Below are 26731 nucleotides of genomic sequence, written 5' to 3' on the forward strand. Positions count from 1 at the left end.
AGAAGATCGAATCGTTAATAGCGCCAAACAACACGACTCTACCAACGCCTTCTGGGCTTCGATGAACTGAAGCAATCCGCTGTCTTATTCTGCATAACTCATTGTTTAGCAAGGAGTTTTACGTTTCGACTGCGCCGGAAGTGGGGCGAATTATAGACAGATACAATTCGCCGTCAACACTTAATTTCAGGTTTATTCGGATTTGAGCGTAATACGCGCAAATGCCTTCTTCCCCGCCTGACAAACGTGGGTAGCACCCAGTTCGTATATAAAGGTGCGATCCACCACCTCACCATCTATACGCACACCACCAGACCCCAGAAGGTCACGCGCGACCGCCGAGTTCTTCACCAGACCAGCCTTATTAAGGACTGCCGCAATCGGCATGGCCTCAGTAGCCGTCAATTCAATCTCAGGCAGATCATCCGGCAGCTCGCCATCTCTCATGCGGTTACCCGCCGCACGGTGAGCACTGGCCGCAGCCTCTTCACCATGGAAGCGCGCAACGATCTCTTCCGCCAGCTTGATCTTCACGTCACGCGGATTGGCACCCGCCTCTACATCCGCACGCAGCGCATCGATCTCATCCATCGAGCGGAAGCTCAACAGTTCGAAGTAGCGCCACATCAAGGCATCCGGGATAGAGACCAGCTTGCCGTACATCACACCCGGAGCTTCCTGGATGCCGACATAGTTGCCCAGGGACTTGGACATTTTCTTGACGCCATCCAATCCTTCCAACAACGGCATGGTCAGGATGCACTGAGCCTCCTGACCATAAGCACGCTGCAACTCACGCCCCATCAGCAGGTTGAATTTCTGGTCGGTACCACCCAACTCAACATCCGCGCGCAGCGCTACCGAGTCATAACCCTGAACCAGCGGATACAGGAACTCATGAATCGCGATCGGCTGATTGGTTGAATAGCGCTTATCGAAGTCATCACGCTCAAGCATGCGCGCCACGGTGTACTGGGAAGTGAGGCGAATGAAGTCCGCCGGCCCCATCTGATCCATCCAGGTGGAGTTAAACGCCACCTCGGTCTTGGCCGGATCAAGAATCTTGAATACCTGGGTCTTATAGGTCTCGGCATTATCGAGAACCTGCTCACGGGTCAGCGGCGGGCGTGTCGCACTCTTACCGCTCGGATCACCGATCATCCCGGTGAAATCACCTATAAGGAAGATCACCTGATGCCCCAGCTCCTGGAACTGACGCAGCTTATTAATAAGCACGGTATGACCCAGGTGCAGGTCCGGCGCCGTTGGATCGAAGCCAGCCTTAATACGCAGGGGCTGGCCACGCTTGAGCTTTTCGATCAGCTCGGCCTCGACCAACAGTTCTTCCGCACCACGTTTTATCAGCGCTAGCTGCTCTTCAACCGACTTCATAACAGACCCGCAAGGCTCAGATTCAAAAGGGAACCAACCATACAAGATCAGGGACTAATTACAAGTTTTGCCCTGCGCACGGACACCGTTCAGCAAGCCCAGCGTTCGCGAGCTTGCGCCACAGATGATTTGGTTATATTTTATACAGTTATTTCATCTTCATCATGTCATTCATCTTTTCCATTTCATCTTCAAAGTCAAATTACCTATGACCACTGAACCGTCTAAAGCGCCGCCGCTTTACCCGAAGACCCACCTGCTCGCAGCAAGTGGTATCGCCGCCCTTCTCAGCCTGGCACTCCTGGTATTCCCTTCCAGTGACGTAGAAGCCAAACGAACATCCCTGAGCCTTGACTTGGAGAGTCCAGTTGAACAACTGACACAAGATCAAGACGCTTCCGACGCCCAACAAGCCACAAATGCTCCCACTGAATCGCCGTTTGCCCAGATCGAAAACACGCAGGAAGACACCCAGCAAGCCGTTCAAGAACAGAGAAAACCCGTAGTAGACACTGCCAAGAACCCTCAACACCGCGAAGTGATCGTGGCGAAAGGCGATACGCTTTCGACCCTGTTCGAGAAGGTAGGCCTTCCCGCAGCCACCGTTAACGATGTACTGGCCAGCGATAAACAAGCCAAGCAATTCACCCAGCTCAAACACGGCCAGAAACTGGAGTTCGAACTGACACCAGACGGTCAGCTGAACAACCTGCACACCAGCGTCAGTGACCTCGAGAGCATCTCCCTGACCAAGGGCGCCAAAGGCTTTGCCTTCAACCGTATTACCACCAAGCCAGTCATGCGCTCTGCCTACGTTCACGGCGTGATCAACAGCTCACTGTCGCAATCTGCCGCGCGCGCCGGCTTGTCCCATAGCATGACCATGGACATGGCCAGCGTGTTTGGCTACGACATCGACTTCGCCCAGGACATCCGCCAGGGTGATGAATTCGACGTGATCTACGAGCAGAAAGTCGCCAACGGCAAAGTGGTCGGCACCGGCAACATTCTCTCCGCACGCTTCACCAACCGTGGCAAGACCTACACCGCAGTGCGTTACACCAACAAGCAAGGCAACAGCAGCTACTACACCGCCGACGGCAACAGCATGCGCAAGGCCTTTATCCGCACCCCGGTGGATTTCGCTCGTATTAGCTCGCGTTTCTCCATGGGTCGCAAGCATCCAATTCTGAACAAAATCCGCGCCCACAAAGGCGTCGACTATGCCGCCCCACGCGGTACGCCTATCAAGGCGGCCGGCGATGGCAAGGTCCTGCTCGCAGGACGCCGCGGTGGCTACGGCAACACGGTGATCATCCAGCACGGCAACACCTACCGCACCCTGTATGGCCATATGCAAGGTTTCGCCAAGGGTGTGAAAACCGGCGGCAACGTGAAGCAAGGCCAAGTAATCGGTTACATCGGCACCACTGGCCTGTCCACCGGCCCGCACTTGCACTACGAGTTCCAGGTCAATGGTGTGCACGTTGACCCATTGGGACAGAAGCTGCCGATGGCCGACCCGATTGCCAAGGCCGAGCGCGCACGCTTTATGCAACAGAGCCAGCCGCTGATGGCGCGCATGGACCAGGAGCGCTCTACCCTGCTTGCTTCGGCGAAGCGTTAAGGTATGCCGTTCTATATAGGTGTAATGTCCGGGACCAGCCTCGATGGCCTGGACATCGCCCTGATCGAACAAGGCTCGGCGATCAATCTGATCGCCACCCACTACACACCGATGCCGGACACCCTGCGCGCAGAGCTGTTAAGCCTGTGCGCCAGCGGCCCGGATGAGATTGCCCGCTCAGCGATAGCCCAGCAGCATTGGGTCACACTCGCCGCCCACGGCATTCACACGGTGCTCGACCAGCACGACCTCAAGCCTCAAGACATACGCGCGATCGGCAGCCATGGCCAGACCATCCGTCACGAACCCGCCCGAGGCTTTACCGTGCAGATCGGCAACCCGGCATTGCTTGCGGAGCTGACGGGCATCAGCGTAGTCAGCGACTTCCGCAGCCGCGACGTTGCCGCTGGCGGCCAGGGCGCGCCTCTGGTGCCCGCCTTTCATGAGGCGTTGTTTGGCGAAAGCACCGGCAACCGTGCAGTGTTGAATATTGGGGGCTTCAGCAATCTCAGCTTGATCGAAACCGGCAAGCCCGTAGCCGGCTTCGACTGCGGCCCAGGCAATGTGCTGCTGGACGCCTGGATTCAACAGCAGCGCGGCGAACACTTTGACCGTGATGGGCAGTGGGCGGGTAGTGGCAAGGTCGAGCCTCAACTACTCACGGCCCTACTCAGCGATCCATTCTTCCTGACCAAAGGCCCGAAAAGCACCGGCCGTGAAGTGTTCAACCTCGAGTGGCTGCACCAGCATCTTGGCCGCCTGCCCGCCTTTGAACCCCAGGACGTACAGGCCAGCCTGCTGGAGCTGACTGCCCTGACCATCGTCGAGGCCCTGCAAACCGCGCAGCCCGAGACAGAAACGTTACTCGTCTGTGGCGGCGGCGCCCATAACACCACAATGATGAATCGTCTGGCCGCGTTGTTGCCATCCACTCAAGTCAGCAGCACCGCCACCCACGGCGTAGACCCGGACTGGGTCGAAGCCATGGCCTTCGCCTGGCTGGCTCACTGCTGCCTGGAAGGCATTGCCGCCAACCGGCCCAGTGTCACCGGCGCACGCGGGCTAAGGGTACTTGGCGCGATCTACCCCGCCTGACGAACACCTCGCCAGAATCGCAGACAGCAAAACGCCGCTTGGCCGATCAAAGCCACGCGGCGTTTTTATTCGTTGTAGATCAGGCTGTCGATCAGATCGAGAACGAAGAGCCGCAACCACAGGTGGTGGTCGCGTTAGGGTTCTTGATCACGAAACGCGAACCCTCCAGACCCTCCTGGTAATCCACCTCGGCACCTGCCAAGTATTGGAAGCTCATCGGGTCCACGACCAGGCTAACGCCCTCACGCTCAACGATGGTGTCATCGTCGGCCACATCTTCATCGAAGGTGAAACCGTACTGAAACCCTGAACAACCGCCGCCCGTAACGAATACGCGCAGCTTCAAGCGATCATTACCCTCTTCATCGACCAGGCTCTTCACCTTGTGCGCAGCACCGTGGGTAAATTGCAAAGCCGTGGGGGTGAAGGATTCAACGCTCATGCTGATAATCTCCCGGCGTAGCGCCGCCATATGCGTAATGGCGGGCATTATCCGCTTCTCCTAGAAAAGCGGTCAACTATTGTTACGGTATATCAATCTGCATCGCCGCCATTAGAAACACAAAAGGCCCGATCAACGGGCCTTTTGCACACTTTGCCAATCGTCTTAAGGCAGCATGCCGGCGTGGGACAGACCCAGCTTTTCATCCAGGCCAAACAGGATGTTCATGTTCTGCACCGCCTGGCCCGACGCGCCCTTGACGAGGTTGTCGATCACCGACAACACCACCACCAGGTCACCATCCTGCGGACGATGCACCGCAATCCGACACACGTTGGCGCCTCGCACACTGCGGGTTTCCGGATGGCTGCCAGCAGGCATTACATCGACGAACGGCTCGTTGGCATAACGCTTTTCAAACAACGCCTGTAGGTCTACCGAACGATCGACCACGGTGGCGTACAACGTGGAATGAATGCCACGAATCATCGGCGTCAGGTGTGGCACGAAGGTCAGGCCTACGTCTTTGCCGGCGGCGCGACGCAGCCCCTGACGAATCTCCGGCAGATGGCGATGCCCTTTTACTGCGTAAGCCTTCATGCTTTCCGACGTCTCGGAGTACAAGGAACCTACCGCTGCTCCACGACCGGCACCGCTGACACCCGACTTACAGTCTGCGATCAGGCGCGAAGCATCCGCCAGCCCGGCCTCGAGCAACGGCAGGAAGCCCAGTTGCGTCGCCGTCGGGTAGCAACCCGGCACGGCGATCAAGCGTGCCTGCTTGATCTGCTCACGATTGACTTCCGGCAGGCCGTACACCGCCTCTTCCAACAGTTCCGGTGCACCGTGAGGCTGGCCGTACCACTTGGCCCATTCGTCGGCGTCTTGCAGGCGGAAGTCCGCCGACAGGTCGATGACCTTGGTACCAGCGGCCAGCAGTTCGCCAGCCAACGCATGGGCAACGCCATGGGGGGTGGCAAAGAACACCACATCGCAGGCACCAAGGGTGTTGATGTCCGGAACACTGAACGCCAGGCCGTCGTAGTGGCCTCGCAGGTTCGGGTACATATCGGCCACGGCCAGGCCGGCCTCGGATCGAGAGGTAATGACCACCACCTCAGCTTGCGGATGCTGGGCCAACAGACGCAGCAATTCGACACCGGTGTAACCCGTGCCGCCGACGATACCGACCTTGACCATAAACCTGCCCTCAACGAACCCACTGGAAAGCCGTCGATAATAGGGGCCGTATCGTCCTGCGACAACCGTCAACGTGACGTATGGGCGCATGAGCCACTACTATCTGCGCTACCGTGAACCTGGGAATAACTAAAAATGCTTTATCTATGGGTCAAAGCCTTCCATATCGTCAGCATCGTCTGCTGGTTTGCCGGGCTGTTCTACCTGCCGCGCCTGTTCGTCTACCACGCTCAAAGCGAGGACACTGTCAGCAAGGAACGCTTCAGCGTCATGGAGCGCAAGCTCTACCGCGGCATCATGGGCCCGGCGATGCTGGCCAGCCTGGTGTTCGGTATCTGGCTGATAGCCCTTAACCCCGGCATCTTTCAATCGGGCGCCTGGATCCACGCCAAGTTGACCCTGGTAGTGTTCCTGATTGGCTACCACCATATGTGCGGCGCGCAGGTAAAACGTTTCGCCCGTGGCGAAAACACCCGCAGCCATGTCTTTTATCGCTGGTTCAATGAAGTCCCGGTTCTGATATTGCTGGCTATCGTAATTTTGGTCGTGGTCAAACCGTTCTAACGTCATTACTCGGGGTACCTCCAATGTCGCTGCCCACTCTGCTTGAACAACGTCTGCACCTGCCCGTGGTGGTGGCGCCGATGTTCCTGATTTCCAATCCGCAATTGGTGCTGGCCTGCTGCCGCAACGGCGTGGTCGGCAGCTTCCCGGCGCTCAACCAGCGCGAGAGCAGTGGCTTCAAGGCCTGGCTGGAGGAAATCGAAGCGGGCCTGGCGCAGCTGGACAATCCTGCCCCCTACGCCGTCAACCTGATCGTGCACAACAGCAACCCTCGCCTTGAGGCTGACCTGGCGATCTGTGTTGAGCACAAGGTGCCGATCGTGATTACCAGCCTGGGCGCAGTGAAAGAAGTGGTAGATGCGGTGCACAGCTATGGCGGCCTGGTGTTTCACGATGTCACTACCCGTCGCCATGCCGAAAAAGCCGCTGAAGCCGGTGTCGACGGCCTGATCGCCGTGGCCGCAGGCGCCGGTGGCCATGCCGGTACCTGGAGCCCGTTTTCGCTGATCGCGGAGATTCGCCAATTCTTCGACAAAACCCTGCTGCTGGCCGGCTGCCTTAACCACGGCCATGAGATACTCGCCGCCCAGTTGCTGGGGGCAGACCTGGCGTATTTCGGCACACGGTTTATCGGTACCACCGAAAGCCACGCCCCGGATGCGTATAAAGAGATGCTGCTCACATCGCGCGCCGCCGACATCGTGCACACTCCCGCAGTCTCCGGCGTGCCCGCAAGCTTTATGCGCCAGAGCCTGGAAAATGCCGGTTTCGACCTCGCTGCCCTGCAGGGCAAAGGCGAAGTAAACTTCGGCTCCAAGCTCAAGCCGCTGAGCGACGAAGCCAAGGCCTGGAAGACCGTATGGTCTGCAGGCCAAGGTGTCGGTGAGATTAATGATTTACCCGGCGTCGATGAACTCGTTGCCCGCCTGGATGCCGAATACCGCAAGGCGCGCGAGCAGGCGACACAGTTGCGCTGGCCACGCTGACCCAACCGCAAGGCCTGCCGATCGAGCAGGCCTGCACTACCCCACTGATTCAGTGACAAGGATGCCCGCATGAGCGACAACCGTTTCAAGATTGTGTTTGATGGGGCCCTGCTCCCGGGTGTCGAAAGCACCACAGCCAAGCTGAACCTGGCTGAACTGTTCAAGAGCACGGTCGAGGACATCGAGAAACTCTTCACCGGCCGCGTTGTTGCACTGAAACGCGACCTGTCCCGCCCCGACGCCGAAACCTACCTCACCGCGCTGAAAAACGCCGGGGTCGACGCGCGTATCGAGGCCGAACAGCCCGTAGCCTTCAGCCTTGCCGAAACCCACGAAACAGATTCCAGCGCTGCGGACTTCTCCCGTCCTGCGGCTTCGCCGTACGCACCACCGCGTGCCGCCGTAGGTGAAAGCCTGCCGGAATACGCCACCCTCAAGGTCTTCACCATCAATGGCCGTATTGGTCGTCTGCGGTACCTGGCATGGACGCTGGTACTGACAGTCGCCATGCTCGTCGCAGCCGGCATCCTCAGTACTGTGGGCTTTGCCATCGCAACCGCGTCGCCGACGATAGCCATTATCCTCGGCTCGCTGCTGGGCTTCGCGCTGTTCGTCGCGGTTGTGGTCGTGAGCGTGCAGATCGGCGTGCAGCGCCTGCACGATCTGGGCTGGTCCGGCTGGTTGTACCTGCTGAACCTGGTACCGCTGGTGAACAGTATTTTCCCGCTGCTGCTGTTGGTCATGCCAGGTAACACCGGCGCCAACCAGTACGGCGCACCGCCACCGCGCAACTCCACCGCGGTGAAGGTCCTGGCCTCGCTGTGGCTGGCATTCATCCCGCTGATGCTCATCATCGTGGTGTCGCTGGGCATGAACGGCTACCTGGATCAACTCGAAACCAACGTGGACAGCAGCTACGAAAGCAGCTCCATCACTTCCGATGAAGACGCCGATCAAAGCGTGATCGTCGACGAAGAAGACGCGCAAAGTGCTGACGACGCGGCCGAACCTGTAGACTCTCCAGAACAGTAAAGAAACGCGCCGCGCCTGCGATGCCTCCATCCCAGGCGCGGCGTGTTGCGATGGAGAAAGGCATGACCCGTTACGCTCTGATCACCGGTGCCTCCAGCGGCATCGGCCTGGCTTTGGCCGAAGCCCTGGCCCGTCGCGGCCGCAGCTTGATTCTGGTGGCCCGCCAGCGTGATCAGTTGGAAAACATTGCAATCGAATTGACCCAACGCTTCGGCGTCGAGGTGCTGTTTCGGGCATGCGATCTCGGCGAGCCATTGCGCTTGTCCGGGTTCCTGCTGGAGCTGGAAGAAGGCGAGCGGCAGATCGATTTGCTGGTGAACTGCGCCGGCATTGGCACCAGCGGGCCATTCCTGGCCCAGGACTGGATGACCGAACAAGACCTCATCGAAGTCAACATCCTTGCCCTCACCCGCATGTGTCACGCCCTGGGCAACACCATGGCGCTGCACGGTGGCGGGCAGATTCTCAACGTCGCCTCGGTCGCCGCGTTCCAACCCGGCCCGTGGATGAGCAGCTACTACGCCAGCAAGGCCTACGTGCTGCATTTCTCCGAAGGCTTGCGCGAAGAACTGAAGACCTGTGGCATCAAGGTCTCGGTGCTTTGCCCCGGTCCTACGCGCACCGCCTTCTTCGGTACGGCGCAGATGGACACCGCCAGACTCGAGCGCAGCGAGCAATTGATGAGCCCGGAAGAAGTGGCGCTCTATACCGTGCGCGCACTGGAAAAGAACAAAGCCATCATCATTCCTGGACGACGTAATCGCTGGCTGGCCTTCAGCCCGCGTTTCAGCCCGCGCTGGTTGACTCGCAAGATCGCCGGGGCGATCAACAAGGCCTATTGCCCGCGCTGATCGCCTGGGTACACTCACCTTGCACTTTCATAATGGAGAAACAGCTGTGGATACTCTGTTCACCAAAATCATCAACCGGGAAATACCTGCGGATATCATCTATGAAGATGATCAAGTCCTGGCCTTCAAGGACATCCACCCGGCAGCGCCCGTGCATTTCCTGGTCATCCCGAAAAAACACATCCCCACCCTCAATGACCTGACCGAGGAAGACAAAGCCCTGGCCGGCCATATTCTGTTCACTGCCCAGCGCCTGGCGGTGGAACAAGGCTGTGAAGAAGGCTTCCGGGTGGTGATGAACTGCAACCCGAAAGGCGGGCAGACCGTTTACCACATCCATATGCATGTGCTGGGCCAGCGCCAGATGAACTGGCCGCCGGGCTGAAATAGCCCGCTACAAGGGGCGCAGCCCAAGGCTGCGACCCCATGCCCTTGACTCAGGGCAAACGCGTTCCTCTCTCTTGCGGTAAACTGGCCGCCGAGATTCTTCCCGGAGGTCAGCATGACTACCCAACGTCACTACTCGCCCATTGACCGTCTGTTGCTGCAAGCCGACATGGCCATGCGCACACTGCTGCCCTTCAGCGGCCAACCGTACCGCCCGTCGCCCGCCATCGTGCAGCCTGACGCGCAGATGAGCGAGACCGAGACCCGCCATGTCGCAGGCCTGATGCGTATCAACCATACCGGTGAAGTCTGTGCCCAGGCGCTGTACCAGGGCCAGGCCCTGACCGCCAAGCTGCCGCAGGTGCGCGCGGCCATGGAGCATGCGGCCGAGGAAGAAATCGATCACCTGGCCTGGTGCGAGCAACGTATTCGCCAGTTGGGTAGCCATCCCAGCGTGCTCAACCCGCTGTTCTACGGTTTGTCATTCGGCATCGGCGCGGCTGCCGGTTTGATCAGCGACAAGGTCAGCCTCGGCTTTGTCGCCGCGACGGAACATCAAGTGTGCAAGCACCTGGATGAACATCTGGAGCAACTGCCGGCCGATGACGAAAAGTCCCGGGCGATTCTTGAGCAGATGCGTATTGATGAGGAGCACCACGCCGAAAGTGCATTGGATGCCGGCGGTTTCCGCTTCCCGGCGCCAGTGCGATTCGGCATGAGCCTGCTGGCCAAGGTCATGACCAAAAGCACCTACCGCATCTGACTAAACCTGCGGCTGCAAAAAAGGGCGCTATCGAAGCGCCCTTTTCTTTTGCCGATTGGCGGTCAACCCAACTCGATGATCTCGTAATCATGGGTGATGGCCACACCCGCCGCGCCGAGCATGATCGACGCCGAGCAATACTTCTCGGCAGACAGCTCGATGGCACGCTTGACCTGGGCCTCTTTCAACGCCCGTCCCTTCACCACGAAATGCATGTGGATCTTGGTGAACACCTTGGGATCTTCAGTGGCGCGCTCGGCTTCCAGGAAGGCTTCGCAGCTTTCCACGGCCTGGCGGGATTTTTTCAGGATGCTGACCACGTCGAAATTGCTGCAACCGCCCACACCAAGCAGGAGCATTTCCATCGGGCGTACGCCCAGGTTACGGCCACCGGCTTCCGGCGGGCCATCCATGACCACCACATGGCCACTGCCCGACTCACCGAGGAACATGGCTTCGCCCGCCCATTGGATGCGTGCCTTCATCGCCCAGACTCCACTGCTAAAAAAGGGTCGCCAGCTTAGCACAGGGCCCGGGCGCAACCGCGCTTCCCATCAAAGCGATCAATAACGGAGCTGACTCGGAAAATTCGCTAATCGAGTCAGAATGTGTCTGTTAAGCTGGCGCCAAAGGAGTGGCGTATTGCCACCCTTATACAACGTGTATCAATGCCGATACCGCTGAGTACAACAACTCCAACCCCCTCGCGCTGCCTTTCGGGATACAACCATGGTTGCTCTTACGCCCATACCCAAGATCAAGAATCTCGACAAGTTGCTGATGCACTGCCAGCGCCGGCGCCACCCCGCCAAGCACAACATCATCTGCGCCGGTGAGCGCTCCGAAACACTGTTTTTCATTATCAAGGGCTCAGTCACCATCCTGATCGAGGATGAAGACGGCCGCGAAATGATCATCGCCTACCTGAACACCGGGGATTTTTTCGGCGAGCTGGGGCTGTTTGAACAAGCAGGCAAGGAGCAGGAGCGCAGCGCCTGGGTGCGGACCAAGGTCGAGTGCGAAGTGGCCGAGATCAGTTACGCAAAGTTTCGCGAACTCGCCCAGCAGGACCCCGATATTCTCTACGCCCTCAGTGGTCAGATCGCCCAGCGCCTGCGAGACACTACGCGCAAGGTTGGCGACCTGGCGTTCTTCGACGTCACCGGACGTGTGGCCCGTTGCTTGCTGGAGCTGTGCAAGCAGCCCGATGCAATGACTCACCCCGACGGCATGCAGATCAAGATCACCCGCCAGGAAATCGGGCGCATTGTCGGTTGTTCACGGGAGATGGTCGGCCGCGTGCTCAAGGATCTGGAAGAGCGCAACCTGGTGCACGTCAAAGGCAAGACGATGGTGGTGTTCGGTACCCGTTAAGCCGGCAGGAAGCTGGCCAGCATTTGTCGGTACAAGGTGTCCAGCCGGCTGATTGCGTCCGGCGCGGGGAAGGCTTCGTGCAGGGCAATATGGCTGTCGGCGCGAACCCGTTGCTCCAGGCCGCAGGCTTGGTTGAAGCGGTTGACCGCCGCGATCAGTTCTTCACGATCGTTATCCAGCAACAACGCACCGTGCACCAACCCCACCGGGCGGCCCCCGCCTTGCCGCCAGCGCTGGGCAGTACCGACCATTTTGCGCCCGTTGAGGTTGACGTTGTAACGACCGTCGCAGAATGCACCGTCGATTTCCCCGACGGAGGCATCGCCGCCCAACTCGACAAGTAAATCGCAGATCGGCTGGCATAGACGCTGGTAACCGGTTTCGATGCGACCTTGATCACCCTCACTGCGCGGCGGAGCGTAGACCAGGGCGATATTGACCGTGGCGCTGGACTGCGGCACCGGTTCGCCGCCGGTTTCGCGCAAGAGCACCGGCCAACCGGCATCCGCAGACACGCGGCTGGCGACATCGAAAGCAGGCAATCGGCTCAAGCGGCGCGGCATCACCAGTGCCTGGTCGCTGGGCTGCCAGAACAACAACCCAAACGCCTGCTCACCCGCGCAAACGGCGGCCAACAAGGCTTGCTCGGCGGCAAGGCCTGCTTCAACACGCATCGACACTGGCTGGATCAATGGGCACCTACCTATCTGAATAAACACAACCCCAAATGTGGGAGGGGGCCTGCTCCCGATAGCGGTGTGTCAGTCGAGAATGCTCCAACTGAACCGCCGCCATCGGGGGCAAGCCCCCTCCCACACGTTGATCGCATTTCAAATCAATCGAGAGTGGAACCACTGACCGCCACGCCACGCTCCGGGAAGAACAGACGCTGCAGTTCCGCCCCCGGATTCTCGGCACGCATGAAGGTCTCACCCACCAGGAACGAATAAACGTCACTGATTTCCATCAGCTCCACATCGGCACGGTTGACGATGCCACTTTCGGTAATCACCAGGCGGTCGCGCGGAATACGCGGCAGCAGGTCGAGGGTGTTTTCCAGGCTGACTTCAAAGGTGTGCAGGTTACGGTTGTTGACCCCCACCAGCGGTGTGTCGAGGGTTTTCAGCGCGCGCTCCAGCTCATCGCCGTCGTGCACCTCCACCAGCACATCCAGGCCAACGCTTTTGGCCACGGCCGCCAGCTCGGCCATCTTCACGTCATCCAATGCGGAGACAATCAACAACACACAGTCGGCACCCAAGGCACGGGCTTCGACGATCTGGTACGGATCGACCATGAAATCCTTGCGGATCACCGGCAACTTGCACGCGGCGCGGGCCTGCTGCAGGAACAGGTCGGAACCCTGGAAAAAATCGATGTCAGTGAGTACCGACAGGCACGTCGCCCCACCCTTCTCGTAGCTGAGAGCGATTTCCGCCGGTACAAAGTTTTCGCGGATCACGCCCTTGCTCGGCGATGCTTTCTTGATCTCGGCGATCACGGCCGGCTGCTTGAGCTTGGCCTGGGCGATCAGTGCCTTGGCAAATCCACGCGGTGCGTCAGCGGCTTTCGCTTGGGCTTCCAACTCGGCCAGGCTCACACGGGAACGGCGTTCGGCGACTTCTTCAGCCTTGCGGGCCAGGATTTTTTCCAGAACGGTCGGCACACTCATCCTTCATTCTCCATCTTGAATACAGCGGTGAATGCTCCCAGCTCTTCGAGCTTTTCACGAGCCAGACCGGTGTGCAGCGCATCGTGGGCCAATTCGACACCTTCCTTAAGACTATAGGCATGATCGGCTGCGTAAAGTGCCGCGCCAGCATTCAGAACAATCATTTCCGCGGCTTTTTGACCGTTCTCGGTCTTACGACGCCCCAGGGCATCGCGAATCAGCTCCAGGGACGCCGCCGGGCTTTCCACCGCCAGGCCGTGCAGGCTCTGGCTCTTCATGCCCAAGTCTTCCGGTTCGACCCAGTATTCGCTGATCTGGTCATCCTTCAGCTCCGCCACAAACGTTGGCGCCGCCAGGCTGAACTCGTCCAGGCCGTCTTTGGAATGCACCACCAGCACATGCTTGCTGCCCATGCGTTGGAGTACTTCAGCCAATGGCCGGCACAGCGCCTGGCTGAACACGCCTACCACCTGGTGCTTCACACCGGCCGGATTCGTAAGCGGGCCGAGCATGTTGAACAGGGTACGCAGGCCAAGGTCCTTGCGTGGGCCGGCGGCGTGCTTCATTGCACCATGATGGGACTGGGCAAACATAAAGCCGATGCCGACGTTGTCGATGCAGCGCGCCACTTGTACCGGCGTGAGGTTCAGGTAGATACCGGCCGCTTCCAGCAGGTCGGCACTGCCGCTCTTGCCGGACACCGCGCGGTTACCGTGCTTGGCCACGGTGCAGCCCGCCGCCGCCACCACAAAGGACGAGGCCGTCGAGACGTTGAAGATGTTCGCACCGTCACCGCCGGTGCCGACCACGTCGACCACGCCGTCGAGGGTCTTGAGCTCGACCTTGTCCGCCAGCTCACGCATCACCGATACGGCGCCGACGATCTCGTCGATGCTTTCACTCTTCATGCGCATTGCCATCATGAAAGCGCCGATCTGCGCGTCGGTGCATTGACCGGTCATGATTTCGCGCATCACATCGCTCATTTCAGCGGTGCTCAGGTCCAGATGGCCGACGATACGGCTCAGGGCAGTCTTGATATCCATGGAAAGTCCTTAGCGCGTGCCGCCGCTCTGCTTGAGAAAGTTGGCGAACAGCTCGTAGCCCTGCTCGGTCAGGATCGATTCAGGGTGAAACTGCACCCCTTCGATATTCAGTGTCTTGTGACGCAGGCCCATGATCTCGTCGACGGAGCCGTCTTCCAGCTGGGTCCAGGCCGTCAGCTCCAGGCATTCCGGCAGGGTTTCGCGCTTGACCACCAGCGAGTGGTAGCGGGTCACGGTCACCGGGTTATTGAGTGCCTGGAATACGCCCAGGTCTTTATGGAACACCGGGCTGGTCTTGCCGTGCATCACCTGGCGCGCGCGCACCACATCACCGCCAAAGGCCTGGCCGATGGATTGATGGCCCAGGCAAACGCCCAGGATCGGCAGCTTGCCGGCGAAGTACTTGATGGCTTCGAGGGAGATACCCGCCTCGGTCGGCGTGCAGGGGCCCGGCGAAACCACGATACGTTCCGGGTTCAGGGCGGCGATTTCGGCCACGGTCAGTTCGTCATTGCGAACCACCTTGACCTCGGCGCCCAGCTCCCCCAGGTACTGCACAACGTTGTAGGTAAAGGAATCGTAGTTATCAATCATCAGCAACATGGGGGAAACCTCAAGAATTGGGGGTCTGTTCAGCCAGCGCTACGGCGCGGAACATCGCGCGGCGCTTGTTCAGGGTTTCTTCCCATTCGAGGGCCGGCACCGAGTCGGCGACAATCCCGCCACCGGCCTGCACGTGCAGCTCCCCGTCCTTGATCACCGCAGTGCGAATCGCAATGGCAGTGTCCATGTTGCCGTTCCAGGCGAAATACCCCACGGCGCCGCCATAGACACCGCGCTTGACCGGCTCCAGTTCGTCGATGATTTCCATCGCACGGATCTTCGGCGCCCCCGACAAGGTGCCTGCCGGCAGAATCGCCCGCAACGCGTCCATCGCAGTCAGCCCGGCCTTCAGCTCGCCGGTGACGTTGGACACGATGTGCATCACGTTGGAATAACGCTCAATGACCATCTTCTCGGTCAACTTCACCGAGCCGATTTCCGAGACACGCCCGGTGTCATTGCGGCCCAGGTCGATCAGCATCAGGTGTTCGGCGATTTCCTTGTCGTCGCTGAGCAGGTCTTCTTCGAGCGCCAGATCCGCTTCTTCGGTCGCGCCACGCGGGCGTGTGCCGGCAATCGGGCGCACGGTGATCAGGTTGTCCTCGACACGCACCAGCACCTCCGGCGAGCTGCCCACTACGTGGAAGTCGCCAAAGTTGAAGAAGTACATGTATGGCGTCGGGTTGAAGCAGCGCAGCGCCCGGTACAGATCGATGGGTGCCGCCTTGAAGTCGATGGACATGCGTTGCGACGGCACCACCTGCATGCAGTCACCGGCGAGGATGTATTCCTTGATGGTATCGACCGCGCGCTCATAGTCATCCTGGGTAAAGCTGGAGCGGAACACCGGATCAGCCGCCGGCGGACGGCTGAGGTCCAGGCCGCGACGCGGGGTGATCGGCTGGCGCAGTTTTTCCAACAGCGCTTCGAGGCTGGCCTGGCCTTGCTCGAAGGCGTCGGCCTGGGACGGGTCGGCGAGCACGATCGCGTGCATCTTGCCGGCGAGGTTGTCGAACACCACCACCGCATCGGAGACCATCAGCAGAATGTCCGGCACGCCCAGGGGGTCAGGGTTCGGGCATTTGCCCAGGCGTTTTTCCACATAGCGCACGCAGTCGTAGCCGAAGTACCCCACCAGGCCGCCGTTGAAGCGCGGCAGGCCAGGGATGGTCGGCACGTTGTAGCGCGCCTTGAAGGCTTCGACGAAGGCCAGCGGGTCTTCGACCTCATGACTTTCGATCTCGACACCATCATGGGTGATGCTCACATGATGGTCGTGCACCCGCAGCACAGTGCGGCATGGCAGGCCGATGATCGAGTAACGGCCCCATTTCTCGCCGCCCTGTACCGACTCCAGCAGGTAGGAGTTGGGCTGGTCGGCCAGTTTCAGGTAGATCGACAACGGCGTGTCGAAGTCGGCCAGGGTTTCGCAGGCCAGGGGGATACGGTTATAGCCGGCAGCGGCCAAACGCAGGAATTCTTCGCGGATCATGAGGTGCCTCGTGGCGTGAGGGTCTAACAGTCAGGTATGCAAACGTGCCGCATGGCGCGGCCAGGATCAGTCAGGCGCGCCAACGCCAGCGGGCCAGGGCCTTGATGACTTTCATCCAGAGTTTGCGAGTGACCACCACGATGGAATTTCCAGAAGGGGACGGATCGATGTCGGGCAACGTTATCTCAGCGCCAGCTCCCAAGCAACCGGGGATTAGCAGTCTCAGATCATCAATCACCAGCGACGGCGACTCTTCGGCGATCGGACGACCATGGTTGTAGCCGTAACTCAGGGCCACGCACTGCACGCCGGCCGCTTTCGCCGCCAGCACGTCACTGCGTGAATCGCCGACAAACAGCGACTGGGACGCCGGAATATTGGCCATTTTCATCACGAAAAACAGCGCCGCCGGGTCGGGTTTCTTCTGCGGCAAGGTATCGCCACCAATGATCCAGCGGAAATAACGGCCGATTTTCATCTGGTCCAACAGCGGCGCGACAAAGCGCTCCGGCTTGTTGGTGATCAGGGCCATTTCCACGCCCTGCTTGCTCAGCCATTTGAGGGTGTCGCGTACGCCGGGGTAGACCACGGTCAGTTCGTGGCTGCGCTCATAGGCAACATTGAACAGTTCCAGGGCGTGCTCGGCCTCAACCTCATCGACACCTTCGGCATCGATGTGATTGGCCAGGGCCCGGCGCACCAGCATCGGTGCGCCATTGCCGACCCACTCGCGTACCGACGCAAGCCCCGCCGGCTTGCGTCCCAGCTTGAGCAGCATCTCGTCCACCGCCGCCGCCAGGTCTGGCACCGAGTCGATCAAGGTACCGTCCAGATCGAACATCACCAGCCGTGGCAGTTTGCCGGGGAACAGCTGCTCAAAGCCGCTCATGGACGCGCCAGCGCCAATTCGGCGCGCATCCTGGCGATGACTTCCTCATAGTCCGGGGCGTTGAAGATCGCCGAGCCGGCCACGAAGGTGTCGGCGCCGGCAGCCGCGATTTCACGGATATTGTTGACGTTGACCCCACCGTCGATTTCCAGGCGGATGTCGCGACCCGACGCATCGATCAGCGCACGGGCTTCACGCAGCTTGTCGAGGGTACCGGGGATGAACTTCTGCCCGCCGAAGCCTGGGTTGACGCTCATCAGCAGCACCATGTCGACCTTGTCCATCACGTACTTGAGCACGTCCAGCGGGGTGGCCGGGTTGAACACCAGGCCGGCCTTGCAACCGCCCTCGCGGATCAGTTGCAAGGTGCGGTCGACGTGCAGCGAGGCTTCCGGGTGGAAGGTGATGTAGGTCGCGCCGGCGTCAACGAAATCACCGATGATGCGATCCACCGGGCTGACCATCAGGTGCGCATCGATCGGCGCGGTGATGCCGTACTTGCGCAGCGCCGCGCAGACCATCGGACCGATGGTCAGGTTGGGCACGTAGTGGTTGTCCATGACATCGAAGTGCACGAAGTCGGCACCGGCGGCCAACACCTTGTCCACTTCCTCACCCAGGCGGGCGAAATCGGCGGAGAGAATCGATGGAGCAATAACGAAGGGCTGCATGACGCACCTTTTTTGAGCTAAATCACGATGGCGCGCATTGTATACCTCATGCTTTGCCCTGCGCACCGTGACCTAACTCAACGGCTAGTACGCCGCCCGATAGATTTTCTCGATATCGGCCGCGCTGAGCTTGCGCGGGTTGTTACGCATCAGGCGCTCGATACCCGCCGCTTCCGTGGCCATGGCCGGGATGGCGTCCTCGGGAACCCCGAAACTGCGCAGGCCGGAAGGAATCTCCACGGCGGCACACAATCGCGTCATCGCCTCGACGGCCTGGTCGGCGGCATCGTTGACACTCAGGCCGCTGACATTCACGCCCATGGCCTGGGCAATGTCCTGCATACGCTCGACACAGGCCAGTTTGTTCCAGTGCATCACATAGGGCAGCAACAGCGCATTGCTGACGCCATGGGCGATATTGAACCGCCCGCCCAGCGGGTAGGCCAACGCATGCACGGCGCCCACCCCGGCATTACCGAAGGCCATGCCGGCCATCAGGCTGGCGGTGGCCATATCGTCGCGGGCCTGCAGGTTGGCCGGGTTGGCGTAGGCCTTGGGCAGCGCCTTGGCGATCAGCTTGATCGCCCCAATGGCCAGGGCATCCGTGATCGGCGAGGCGTTCAGGGAAAGGTAGGACTCAATGGCATGTACCAGCGCATCCACGCCACTGGCGGCGGTGACGCTGCGCGGGCAGGTCAGGGTCATTTGCGGGCTGATCAACGCGACGTCCGGCAGCAGGTAGTCGCTGACGATGCCCTTCTTCAACTGCGCGACCTTGTCGGAGAGGATCGCCACATTGGTCACTTCCGAGCCAGTGCCGGCGGTGGTCGGGATGGCGATCAGCGGCGGGCCCTTGCGCGGCACCTGGTCGACGCCGAATAAGTCCGCCAGGGCGCCGTGGTAACCGGCATAGGCGGCAACGCTTTTGGCAATATCGATGGCACTGCCGCCCCCCAGGCCGATCAGGCCGTCGTGGCCACCGTCGCGGTACGCCTGCATGCAGTCTTCGACGATGGAGATTTCCGGGTCGGGGAGCACGCGATCAAAGATCTCATAAGAGCGCTCGCCCAGATGCTCAAGTGCCAGCGCCACCGTGCCTGACTTGACCAGCACCGCATCGGTGACAATCAACGGGTTATCCACATCCAGGCGCGTCAGCTCGGCGGCAAGTTGCTCGATGGCGCCAGCGCCGGTCAGCAGTTTGTGGGCGATCTTGAATGAGGAAGTACTCATGTGCGCGGCCTCTTATCGGTGATGGGCTGGCACAAGAGTAGCTGACTGGATCGGGTTGTCTTCCATTCAGGCGCTGAATGGTCAAACCCCCCCCTGTGGGAGGGGGGCTGTACTGGTCTTTAGACCTGGGCCGTGCGCAGTTTCTCGCTACGCCCACGCAACCACTCCAGGGTCAGCAACAGCAACACCGAGAAGGCGATCAGCAAGGTCGCCGCCGCCGCAATCGTCGGGCTGAGGTTTTCGCGGATGCCGCTGAACATCTGGCGCGGCAAGGTCGCTTGCTCGGGGCCGGCGAGAAACAGGGTCACCACCACTTCATCGAACGACGTCGCGAAGGCAAACAGCGCGCCGGAGATCACCCCCGGTGCAATCAACGGCAAGGTTACCCGGCGAAACGCCGTCAAGGGCGAGGCACCCAGGCTGGCCGCCGCCCGTACCAGGTTATGGTTGAAACCCTGCAAGGTCGCCGACACGGTGATGATCACAAACGGCACCCCAAGCACCGCATGCACCACGATCAGCGAGAAGAAACTGTTACCCAGCCCCAATGGCGCAAAAAACAGGTAGCTGGCCACACCGATAATCACCACCGGCACCACCATCGGCGAAATCACCAGGGCCATCACCAACGCCTTGCCGGGAAAATTCCCACGGGTCAGGCCGATCGCCGCCAGGGTGCCGAACACCATGGCCAATACCGTGGCGGCCGGGGCGACGATGATGCTGTTCTTCAACGCACGCATCCATTCCGCCGAGGCGAAGAAATCCTGGTACCAGTGCAGCGAGAAGCCTTGCAACGGGTACACCAGGAAACTGCCGCTGTTGAACGACAGCGGGATGATCACCAGCACAGGCAAGATCAGGAACAACAGGATCAAGCCGCAGAGGATCCGCAAGCTGTAGAACCACACCCGCTCCACCGGTGACATATAAGGACTCAGCATCGCAAGGTCTCCTCAGCTCAGGCGCAGGCGGCTGGCGCCCACCAGCCGGTTGTAGATCAGGTACAGCACCACGGTCGCCAGCAGCAGCAAGCCGCCCAACGCCGTCGCCATGCCCCAGTTGATGCTGGTGTTGGTGTAGAAAGCCACGAAGTAGCTGACCATCTGGTCGTTCGGGCTGCCCAGCAGTGCCGGGGTGATGTAGTAACCGATCGCCAGGATGAACACCAGCAGGCAGCCGGCGCCGACACCGGCGTACGTCTGTGGGAAGTACACGCGCCAGAAGCTGGCGAACGGGTGACAGCCCAGGGAGATCGCCGCACGCATGTAGGTGGGCGAAATGCCTTTCATCACGCTGTAGATCGGCAAAATCATGAACGGCAGCAGGATATGCACCATGGAGATGTAGACCCCGGTGCGGTTGAACACCAGCTCCAGGGGTTTGTCGATCAGGCCCATGCCCATCAGCGCACTGTTGATCAGCCCGCCGGATTGCAGCAGCACGATCCACGCCGCCACCCGCACCAGGATCGAGGTCCAGAACGGCAGCAACACCAGAATCATCAGCAGGTTACTTTTGCGCGCCGGCAGGTTGGCCAGCAAGTACGCCAGCGGATAAGCCAGCAGCAGGCAGATGGCGGTGATCACCAGGCCCATCCAGAAGGTGCGGGCGAAGATGTCCAGGTAAATCGCCTGGTCCGGGGTGGCCGGGGCCACTTCGCCGAGGTCGTCGATGCGGTGATCGACGGCCGCCAGCAGGTAGAACGGTGTCAGGCTGCTGGTATTGCGCCGGATCGCCTGCCAGTACGCCGGGTCGCCCCAGCGTTCGTCGAGGTTTTCCAGCGCTTCTTTATAAGAGCCGGGCGCTTCGGTAAACGGCAGCGCCCGCGCGGTTTTGGTCAGCAGGCTGCGATAGCCGGCCAGTTCCATGTTCAAGCGTTTGGACAGATCACCCAGGGTCTGGTTTTTGCGCGCCTCGCCCAGGTCTTCACTGAGGGCCTGGTACACCGGCTCACCCGGCAGACCACGACCGTCCCAGGCCGTCACCGCCACCACGGTACGCGGCAGACCGCCCACCACTTCCGGGTTGCCGACGCTTTTAAACAGCAGCGCAACAATCGGCACCAGGAACACCAGCAGCAAAAACAGCACCAGCGGCGCAATCAAGGCCTGGGCCTTCCAGCGATTGAGCCGCTCGGCACGCGCCAGGCGCTGCTTGAGGGTGGGGCTGTTGACCTCGTTTGAGGGAACGGCGATGGCCATGGCTGACTCCGAATCTTGAAAATGAATGCAATCTTTCACACACAAGAAATCCCTTGTGGGAGGGGGCAAGCCCCCTCCCCCAGGGTTATGCAGTGTTACTTGGCAGCCCAGGAGTTGAAGCGCTGCTCCAACTGCTCGCCGTTATCCGCCCAGAAGCTCACGTCGATCTGCACCTGGTTGGCGATGTTTTCCGGCGTAGTCGGCATATCCTTGAGGATGTCCTTGGCCAGCAACGGTACGGCTTGGGTGTTGGCCGGGCCGTAGGCGATGTTTTCCGAGTAGGTCTTCTGCTGCTGCGGCTGCACCGAGAAGGCGATGAATTTCTTCGCCGCTTCGGCACGTTCCTTGGACAGGCCTTTAGGGATGGCCCACGCGTCGAAGTCGTAGATGCCGCCGTTCCACACCACTTTCAGGTTGCTTTCTTTTTGCACCGCGGCGATGCGGCCGTTGTAGGCCGAGCTCATCACTACGTCACCCGAGGCAAGGTATTGCGGCGGTTGTGCGCCGGCTTCCCACCATTGGATCGAGGGCTTGAGTTCGTCGAGTTTCTTGAACGCACGGTCCTGGCCATCTTTGCCGGCCAGCACTTTGTACACGTCCTTCGGTGCAACACCGTCGGCCATCAAGGCGAATTCCAGGGTGTACTTGGCGCCCTTGCGCAGGCCGCGCTTGCCCGGGAATTTCTTGGTGTCCCAGAAATCCGCCCAACTGGTTGGCGCAGAAGCCAGTTTGTCCGCGTTGTAGGCCAGAACGGTCGACCATACGAAGAAGCCCACGCCGCACGGCTGGATCGCGCCCTTCACGTAGTCGGCGGTGTTGCCAAACAGTTTCGGGTCCAGCGGCTCGAACATGTCTTCATCACAGCCACGGGACAGTTCCGGCGACTCCACTTCCACCAGGTCCCAGGACACGCTCTTGGTGTCGACCATGGCTTTGACCTTGGCCATCTCACCGTTGTACTCGCCGGCGACGATCTTGCCGTTGCCCGCGCTTTCCCAAGGTGCATAGAAAGCCTTGACCTGTGCAGCCTTGTTCGCACCGCCAAAGGACACGACGGTCAGGTCCGGGCCAGCCATGGCCTGTGTCGCGCCCATCAAGCTCAGGGCCAGGACGGAATACTTCAGGGATCTCAACATTGTTGTTCTCTCCACGTGCAGGGTTGGTGAAGCCATGGGGCGATCAATTCGCCTCTAGAAGTGGGTCGAGTGCGCGAACGTGCTCGACTTGCCAGCCAATCGGTACCACGTCGCCGACCGCCAACGCCGGGTCCAGCTCGGCGATCGGTTGTTTCACAAAAAAATCGGTCTTGCCGCAGACTTCCAGGCGCACGCGCACGTGGTCGCCCAGGTAGATGAATTCCGCCACCCGCCCGGAGAAACGGTTGACGCAGCTTTCGCTGGAGCCATTGAGGCTGACACGCTCAGGGCGCACCGACAGGGTCACCGGGCCGCCGATCTGGCCGACGTTCACCGCCAGCGCCTCGACCTTCTCGCCGCGCGCCAACTCCACCACGCAGCGCTCGCCGGTGTGGCTGTGCAGGCGACCATTGAGGCGGTTATTTTCACCGATGAAGTTGGCGACGAAGGTGTTCTTCGGCTCTTCATACAAGGTACGTGGCGCGGCGATCTGCTGGATCTCGCCCTGGTGGAACACCGCCACGCGGTCGGACATGGTCAAGGCTTCGCCCTGGTCATGGGTCACGTACACCACGGTCACGCCGAGGCGCTGGTGCAGGTGCTTGATCTCCATCTGCATGTGTTCGCGCAGTTGCTTGTCGAGGGCGCCGAGGGGTTCGTCCATCAGCACCAGTTGCGGCTCGAACACCAGCGCCCGGGCCAAGGCCACGCGCTGTTGCTGGCCGCCGGACAGTTGCGCCGGGTAGCGCTGGGCGAAGGCATCGAGCTGGACCATGCTCAGCACGCGTTTGACCCGCTCGCTGATATCGGTCTTGCTCAAGCCCCGCACCGACAGCGGGAACGCGAGGTTCTCGGCAACGGTCATGTGCGGGAACAGCGCGTAGTTCTGGAACACCATGCCGATGTCGCGCTTGTGCGGCGGCACGTTGTTGATCGAGCGTCCGGCCAGCTGGATTTCACCGGCGGTCGGCGTTTCGAAGCCGGCCAGCATCATCAGGCTGGTGGTCTTGCCCGAACCGGAAGGCCCGAGCAGGGTGAGGAACTCGCCCTTGCGAATCTCCAGGTTGAGGTCTTTGACGATCAGGTTCTCGCCGTCGTAGCTCTTCTGCACGCCACGAAAGCTGACCAGCACATCATTTGAATCCACCTCGCTCATACCCGCACCTTTATATTTTGGACTGCTGTGGCACAAGCGTAGTCCAGGCGCGAGCCCCCGGAAATCGGGGGCCAGGAGAGAATGGCATCAGCCGGATGGAAGGTTTGGGGTAGGGATCGCCCTACACGGATGGCGGGGATGGGACAGGGCAGCGGCAAGAGGCGAGCTGCACGCGGCAAGAATGGGTTCGGCGGTGTTTTGGGGTTGTCGTTATTGGGTATGTGGTTAGAGGAGCTTGTGCTCCATGGCGTACTTCACCAGCTCCGCCAGGGAGGTGATATTGAGCTTTTGCATCAGCCGCGCCTTGTGGGTGCTGATGGTCTTGCTGCTCAACGCCAGTTGCTGGGCGATGTCATTGACGTTGGCGCCCTGGGCCAGGCGCTCGAACACCGAAAATTCACGCTCGGACAGCAGCGAATGCAAGGGCCTTGAATCCGTCAGGCCGACCTCGAAGACCATGCGGTCCGCCAGGTCCGGGTCGATGTAACGCCCGCCGGCGGCGACCTTGCGAATCGCCATCAGCAGCAGCGCCGGGTCGCTGTCCTTGGTGGCGTAGCCCGCAGCGCCCACCTTCAAGGCGCGGGCGGCCATTTGCGCCTCATCGTGCATCGACAGCACCAGGATCGCCGGCGGATTGCTCAGCGCACGAATGCGCGCAATCGCTTCCAGGCCATTCACGCCTGGCATCGAGATGTCCAGCAACACCACCTCGCAAGGCACATGGCGCAAGGTCTCGAGCAACTGCTCGCCATTACTCGCCTCCCCCACCACCAGCAGGTCCTTGGCCAGGCCGATCAATTGCTTGATGCCTTCACGAACGATGGTGTGGTCTTCGGCTACCAGTACACGGATCACAAGGGCTTCCTCTTATCGTTATGCATCCAACGGAACGGTGACACTCAGGGTGGTGCCCTCGCCCAATTGACTGTCCAGGCTCAGTTGCCCGCCCATGATCAGCACGCGCTCGCGCATCCCCACCAGGCCAAACGATACCGGGCGCCCCTGGGCCTGGACGAAACCGACGCCATCGTCGCTGATGGTCAGCCGCAGGTCGGTGCCTTCCACCGCCAGGGTCAGTTCGACAGTATGCGCCTGGGCATGGCGCATCACATTGGTCAGCGCCTCTTGCAGGATACGGAACAGGCCGATGGCCTTGGCATCGCTCAAGGTCGGCAGGTTATCCGGTACCTGCACCAGGCAGGGAATCTGCGTGCGCGCTTCGAAACGCCGGGCTTGCCATTCAATCGCCGAGGCAATCCCGGCGTCGAGAATCGGCGGGCGCAGCGCCGTCGCCACGTCCCGCACCAACTGGAACAGTTGGGCGATCAGGCGCTTCATGCTGTTCAAGCGCTCGTGCAGGCCAGGATCCAGTTGCGCATAGGACAGCTCGCACATGGAGGTTTCCAGCTTGAGCACCGTGAGCATTTGCCCGAGTTCGTCGTGAACTTCCCGGGCGATGCGCGCCTTTTCTTCTTCGCGCACGGTTTCCAGGTGAGCGGACAACTCGCGCAGTTGCGCTTCACTTTGCATCAAGGCGGCCAGGGTGCGGCGCAGTTCGGTGACATCGTTCAGGTAGACAACCAGGTATTCAGCCTCGGCAAATCGCACAAAGCTCAAGGACACGTTGGCCGGCAGGATGCTGCCATCGGCGCGCAAACAATCGGTGGCGAAATTCTGCGGCCCCTCCTCGCTGGCCCGTGCGCGCTTCCACAAATTGAGCCAGCGGTCCATATCCAGGGTCGGGTCGAGGTCGACCAGCGGCCGTTCGATCAGTGCACCGGGCTCGTAACCCAGCATGCTCTCGGCCGCACGATTGGCGTAGCGCACGTGGCTGTCCCAGTTGACCCACAGGATGCCGACGGTGCTCTGGTCGATGGAGAACTGCGTCAAGCGCAACGCTTCGGCACCGGCGGCACGGGCGGCGCTTTCTTCGCGGGCGGCCAGCAAGCCATGCTCCAGCACACGTTGCTGGCGGCGCTGCCAGAACACCACGGCCAGGCTGGCGAGCAGCAACAGGCCGAGCAGCAGGCTGAGGTTCTGCCAAAGGCCTTTGGATTCGGATAAACGTGGGTATTTGGGTTGCAGCCAGCGACTGTGCAGTTGATCCAGGTCGCGGGCCGGGATCGCGCTCAGGGCACTTTCCATGATGCCGGCCAGTTCCGGCCAATCCCGGCGCGTGGCGACCCGCAGCAATTGCGGCAGGCCGATGTCCCCGACCACCGCCAGCCCGCTGAACTCGGCCTCTGCAGACAAGCGGCTTAATTGCGCTTCATCCACCACGGCATAACGCGCCTGCTGGCTGACCAACAGTTGCAAGGCCTGGCGCTCCATGGGCACGCCTTGCAGGTTGAGGCCGGGATAGGTACTGCGCAGGTAATCGGCCACGGCGCTGGGCATGCGCACGGCAACCCGGGATTGACCGTCGAGCTTCTCCAGCTCCACGGCACCACCGCCCTCGCGGATGCCGACAATGTGTTGAGGCACACGCATATACGGGTCGGTGAACTGCCACAGGCGCAAACCGGCCGGGGTTTGCTGCAGGCCAGGGGCAATGTCTACCTCGTCATCGCGTACGGCCGCCTCCAACTGCTCCTGATCAGGGAAGTTGCGCCAGGTCAGCTCGATATTCAGCGCCTTGGCCAGCCACTGCATCAACTCGACATTCGCCCCGGACAAGCGCTGCAGGCGTCGGTCGTATTGCGCGTAAGGCGCCTGCAACACCACGCCCACCCGCAACTCCGGGTGCCGGGCCAGCCATTCGCGCTGCGGCGCATTCAGCTGCGCCTGCGGTGTGGCGGGCGCGGGGGAGGCGTTTGCCATCAAGGCAAGGCACAAACAGCCGATAACCAGCAGACAGCGAAAACCCATGATCCACGTCTCACATCACTGACAAATACTGACCAACCCATTAGGCTG

General features: G+C 60.6%; 27 protein-coding genes. 9 read left to right on the plus strand and 18 right to left on the minus strand.

What is annotated here, in order from left to right:
• Nucleotides 1–192: 192 nt before the first annotated feature.
• Nucleotides 193–1392 (minus strand): tyrosine--tRNA ligase, encoded by a 1200-nt coding sequence (tyrS, locus tag B9N88_RS20700; protein WP_027605883.1) that lies wholly within the window; start codon nt 1390–1392, stop codon nt 193–195.
• Nucleotides 1393–1600: 208 nt separating this feature from the next.
• Between tyrS and B9N88_RS20705 the strand changes: the two genes are divergently transcribed.
• Together B9N88_RS20705 and B9N88_RS20710 are read left to right on the plus strand one after the other, a co-directional pair.
• Nucleotides 1601–3019 (plus strand): peptidoglycan DD-metalloendopeptidase family protein, encoded by a 1419-nt coding sequence (locus B9N88_RS20705; protein WP_027605884.1) that lies wholly within the window; start codon nt 1601–1603, stop codon nt 3017–3019.
• A 3-nt stretch (nt 3020–3022) separates the two neighbouring features.
• Entirely contained in the window at nt 3023–4114 is a 1092-nt protein-coding gene (locus tag B9N88_RS20710) for an anhydro-N-acetylmuramic acid kinase (protein WP_027605885.1), read from the plus strand.
• A gap of 91 nt (nt 4115–4205) precedes the next feature.
• On the opposite strand, the gene erpA is transcribed toward B9N88_RS20710, so the two are convergent.
• Both erpA and argC read right to left on the minus strand, forming a co-directional pair.
• Nucleotides 4206–4556, minus strand: a complete 351-nt coding sequence (erpA, locus tag B9N88_RS20715; RefSeq protein ID WP_003176443.1) for an iron-sulfur cluster insertion protein ErpA — start codon at nt 4554–4556, stop codon at nt 4206–4208.
• Nucleotides 4557–4721: 165 nt separating this feature from the next.
• Entirely contained in the window at nt 4722–5756 is a 1035-nt protein-coding gene (argC, locus tag B9N88_RS20720; protein ID WP_027605886.1) for an N-acetyl-gamma-glutamyl-phosphate reductase, read from the minus strand.
• Between the two features lie 135 nt (nt 5757–5891).
• Between argC and hemJ the strand changes: the two genes are divergently transcribed.
• The 6 genes from hemJ to coq7 all read left to right on the plus strand — a co-directional run bounded on the left by hemJ (nt 5892) and on the right by coq7 (nt 10339).
• Nucleotides 5892–6320: a protoporphyrinogen oxidase HemJ gene (hemJ, locus tag B9N88_RS20725; RefSeq protein WP_027605887.1), complete on the plus strand. Its 429-nt coding sequence runs from the start codon at nt 5892–5894 to the stop codon at nt 6318–6320.
• Between the two features lie 23 nt (nt 6321–6343).
• Nucleotides 6344–7306, plus strand: a complete 963-nt coding sequence (locus B9N88_RS20730; protein WP_027605888.1) for an NAD(P)H-dependent flavin oxidoreductase — start codon at nt 6344–6346, stop codon at nt 7304–7306.
• A 69-nt stretch (nt 7307–7375) separates the two neighbouring features.
• Nucleotides 7376–8338 carry a DUF805 domain-containing protein gene (locus tag B9N88_RS20735; protein WP_027605889.1) on the plus strand — a complete coding sequence of 321 codons (963 nt, stop codon included), beginning with the start codon at nt 7376–7378 and terminating at the stop codon, nt 8336–8338.
• A 62-nt stretch (nt 8339–8400) separates the two neighbouring features.
• Complete coding sequence (locus tag B9N88_RS20740) at nt 8401–9189, plus strand: SDR family NAD(P)-dependent oxidoreductase (RefSeq protein ID WP_027605890.1); 789 nt, start codon at nt 8401–8403, stop codon at nt 9187–9189.
• Between the two features lie 46 nt (nt 9190–9235).
• Nucleotides 9236–9574: a histidine triad nucleotide-binding protein gene (locus B9N88_RS20745; protein WP_010206940.1), complete on the plus strand. Its 339-nt coding sequence runs from the start codon at nt 9236–9238 to the stop codon at nt 9572–9574.
• A 117-nt stretch (nt 9575–9691) separates the two neighbouring features.
• Nucleotides 9692–10339, plus strand: a complete 648-nt coding sequence (gene coq7, locus B9N88_RS20750; RefSeq protein ID WP_027605891.1) for a 2-polyprenyl-3-methyl-6-methoxy-1,4-benzoquinone monooxygenase — start codon at nt 9692–9694, stop codon at nt 10337–10339.
• A 62-nt stretch (nt 10340–10401) separates the two neighbouring features.
• On the opposite strand, the gene B9N88_RS20755 is transcribed toward coq7, so the two are convergent.
• Nucleotides 10402–10824, minus strand: a complete 423-nt coding sequence (locus B9N88_RS20755; protein ID WP_005792019.1) for an OsmC family protein — start codon at nt 10822–10824, stop codon at nt 10402–10404.
• 244 nt (nt 10825–11068) lie between these two features.
• Here B9N88_RS20755 and crp point away from each other — a divergent pair, with 244 nt between their 5' ends.
• Entirely contained in the window at nt 11069–11713 is a 645-nt protein-coding gene (gene crp, locus B9N88_RS20760; protein WP_027605892.1) for a cAMP-activated global transcriptional regulator CRP, read from the plus strand.
• On the opposite strand, the gene B9N88_RS20765 is transcribed toward crp, so the two are convergent.
• From B9N88_RS20765 to B9N88_RS20830, 14 genes are all read right to left on the minus strand, one after another.
• A complete protein-coding gene (locus B9N88_RS20765; protein ID WP_027605893.1) occupies nt 11710–12405 on the minus strand; it encodes a lipoate--protein ligase family protein in 696 nt (231 codons plus the stop codon). The genes crp and B9N88_RS20765 overlap by 4 nt on opposite strands.
• Nucleotides 12406–12548: 143 nt before the next feature.
• Nucleotides 12549–13385 carry an indole-3-glycerol phosphate synthase TrpC gene (trpC, locus tag B9N88_RS20770; RefSeq protein WP_027605894.1) on the minus strand — a complete coding sequence of 279 codons (837 nt, stop codon included), beginning with the start codon at nt 13383–13385 and terminating at the stop codon, nt 12549–12551.
• Entirely contained in the window at nt 13382–14431 is a 1050-nt protein-coding gene (gene trpD, locus B9N88_RS20775; protein ID WP_027605895.1) for an anthranilate phosphoribosyltransferase, read from the minus strand. Before trpD ends, trpC begins: the two co-directional genes overlap by 4 nt.
• A gap of 9 nt (nt 14432–14440) precedes the next feature.
• Nucleotides 14441–15034 (minus strand): aminodeoxychorismate/anthranilate synthase component II, encoded by a 594-nt coding sequence (locus B9N88_RS20780; protein ID WP_024077700.1) that lies wholly within the window; start codon nt 15032–15034, stop codon nt 14441–14443.
• Nucleotides 15035–15044: 10 nt separating this feature from the next.
• Nucleotides 15045–16526: an anthranilate synthase component I gene (gene trpE / locus B9N88_RS20785; RefSeq protein WP_027605896.1), complete on the minus strand. Its 1482-nt coding sequence runs from the start codon at nt 16524–16526 to the stop codon at nt 15045–15047.
• Nucleotides 16527–16596: 70 nt separating this feature from the next.
• The gene (locus B9N88_RS20790) at nt 16597–17415 is read right to left on the minus strand and encodes a phosphoglycolate phosphatase (protein WP_027605897.1); all 819 of its coding nucleotides are present in this window, start codon (nt 17413–17415) and stop codon (nt 16597–16599) included.
• Nucleotides 17412–18086: a ribulose-phosphate 3-epimerase gene (rpe, locus tag B9N88_RS20795; protein ID WP_027605898.1), complete on the minus strand. Its 675-nt coding sequence runs from the start codon at nt 18084–18086 to the stop codon at nt 17412–17414. The genes B9N88_RS20790 and rpe overlap by 4 nt, the downstream gene beginning before the upstream one ends.
• A gap of 84 nt (nt 18087–18170) precedes the next feature.
• Entirely contained in the window at nt 18171–19319 is a 1149-nt protein-coding gene (locus B9N88_RS20800) for an iron-containing alcohol dehydrogenase (protein ID WP_027605899.1), read from the minus strand.
• Between the two features lie 119 nt (nt 19320–19438).
• Nucleotides 19439–20263: an ABC transporter permease gene (locus B9N88_RS20805; RefSeq protein ID WP_017739612.1), complete on the minus strand. Its 825-nt coding sequence runs from the start codon at nt 20261–20263 to the stop codon at nt 19439–19441.
• Nucleotides 20264–20275: 12 nt separating this feature from the next.
• Entirely contained in the window at nt 20276–21523 is a 1248-nt protein-coding gene (locus tag B9N88_RS20810; RefSeq protein ID WP_027605900.1) for an ABC transporter permease, read from the minus strand.
• A 95-nt stretch (nt 21524–21618) separates the two neighbouring features.
• Nucleotides 21619–22659 carry an ABC transporter substrate-binding protein gene (locus tag B9N88_RS20815; RefSeq protein WP_027605901.1) on the minus strand — a complete coding sequence of 347 codons (1041 nt, stop codon included), beginning with the start codon at nt 22657–22659 and terminating at the stop codon, nt 21619–21621.
• Between the two features lie 43 nt (nt 22660–22702).
• Nucleotides 22703–23815, minus strand: a complete 1113-nt coding sequence (locus tag B9N88_RS20820; RefSeq protein ID WP_027605902.1) for an ABC transporter ATP-binding protein — start codon at nt 23813–23815, stop codon at nt 22703–22705.
• A gap of 225 nt (nt 23816–24040) precedes the next feature.
• A complete protein-coding gene (locus tag B9N88_RS20825; RefSeq protein ID WP_027605903.1) occupies nt 24041–24670 on the minus strand; it encodes a response regulator in 630 nt (209 codons plus the stop codon).
• Nucleotides 24671–24688: 18 nt separating this feature from the next.
• Nucleotides 24689–26683 (minus strand): PAS domain-containing sensor histidine kinase, encoded by a 1995-nt coding sequence (locus B9N88_RS20830; RefSeq protein WP_027605904.1) that lies wholly within the window; start codon nt 26681–26683, stop codon nt 24689–24691.
• Nucleotides 26684–26731: the final 48 nt, after the last annotated feature.

Origin of the sequence: Pseudomonas sp. LAMO17WK12:I1 (assembly GCF_900177315.1) — a bacterium.
Taxonomy (GTDB): domain Bacteria; phylum Pseudomonadota; class Gammaproteobacteria; order Pseudomonadales; family Pseudomonadaceae; genus Aquipseudomonas; species Aquipseudomonas marginalis.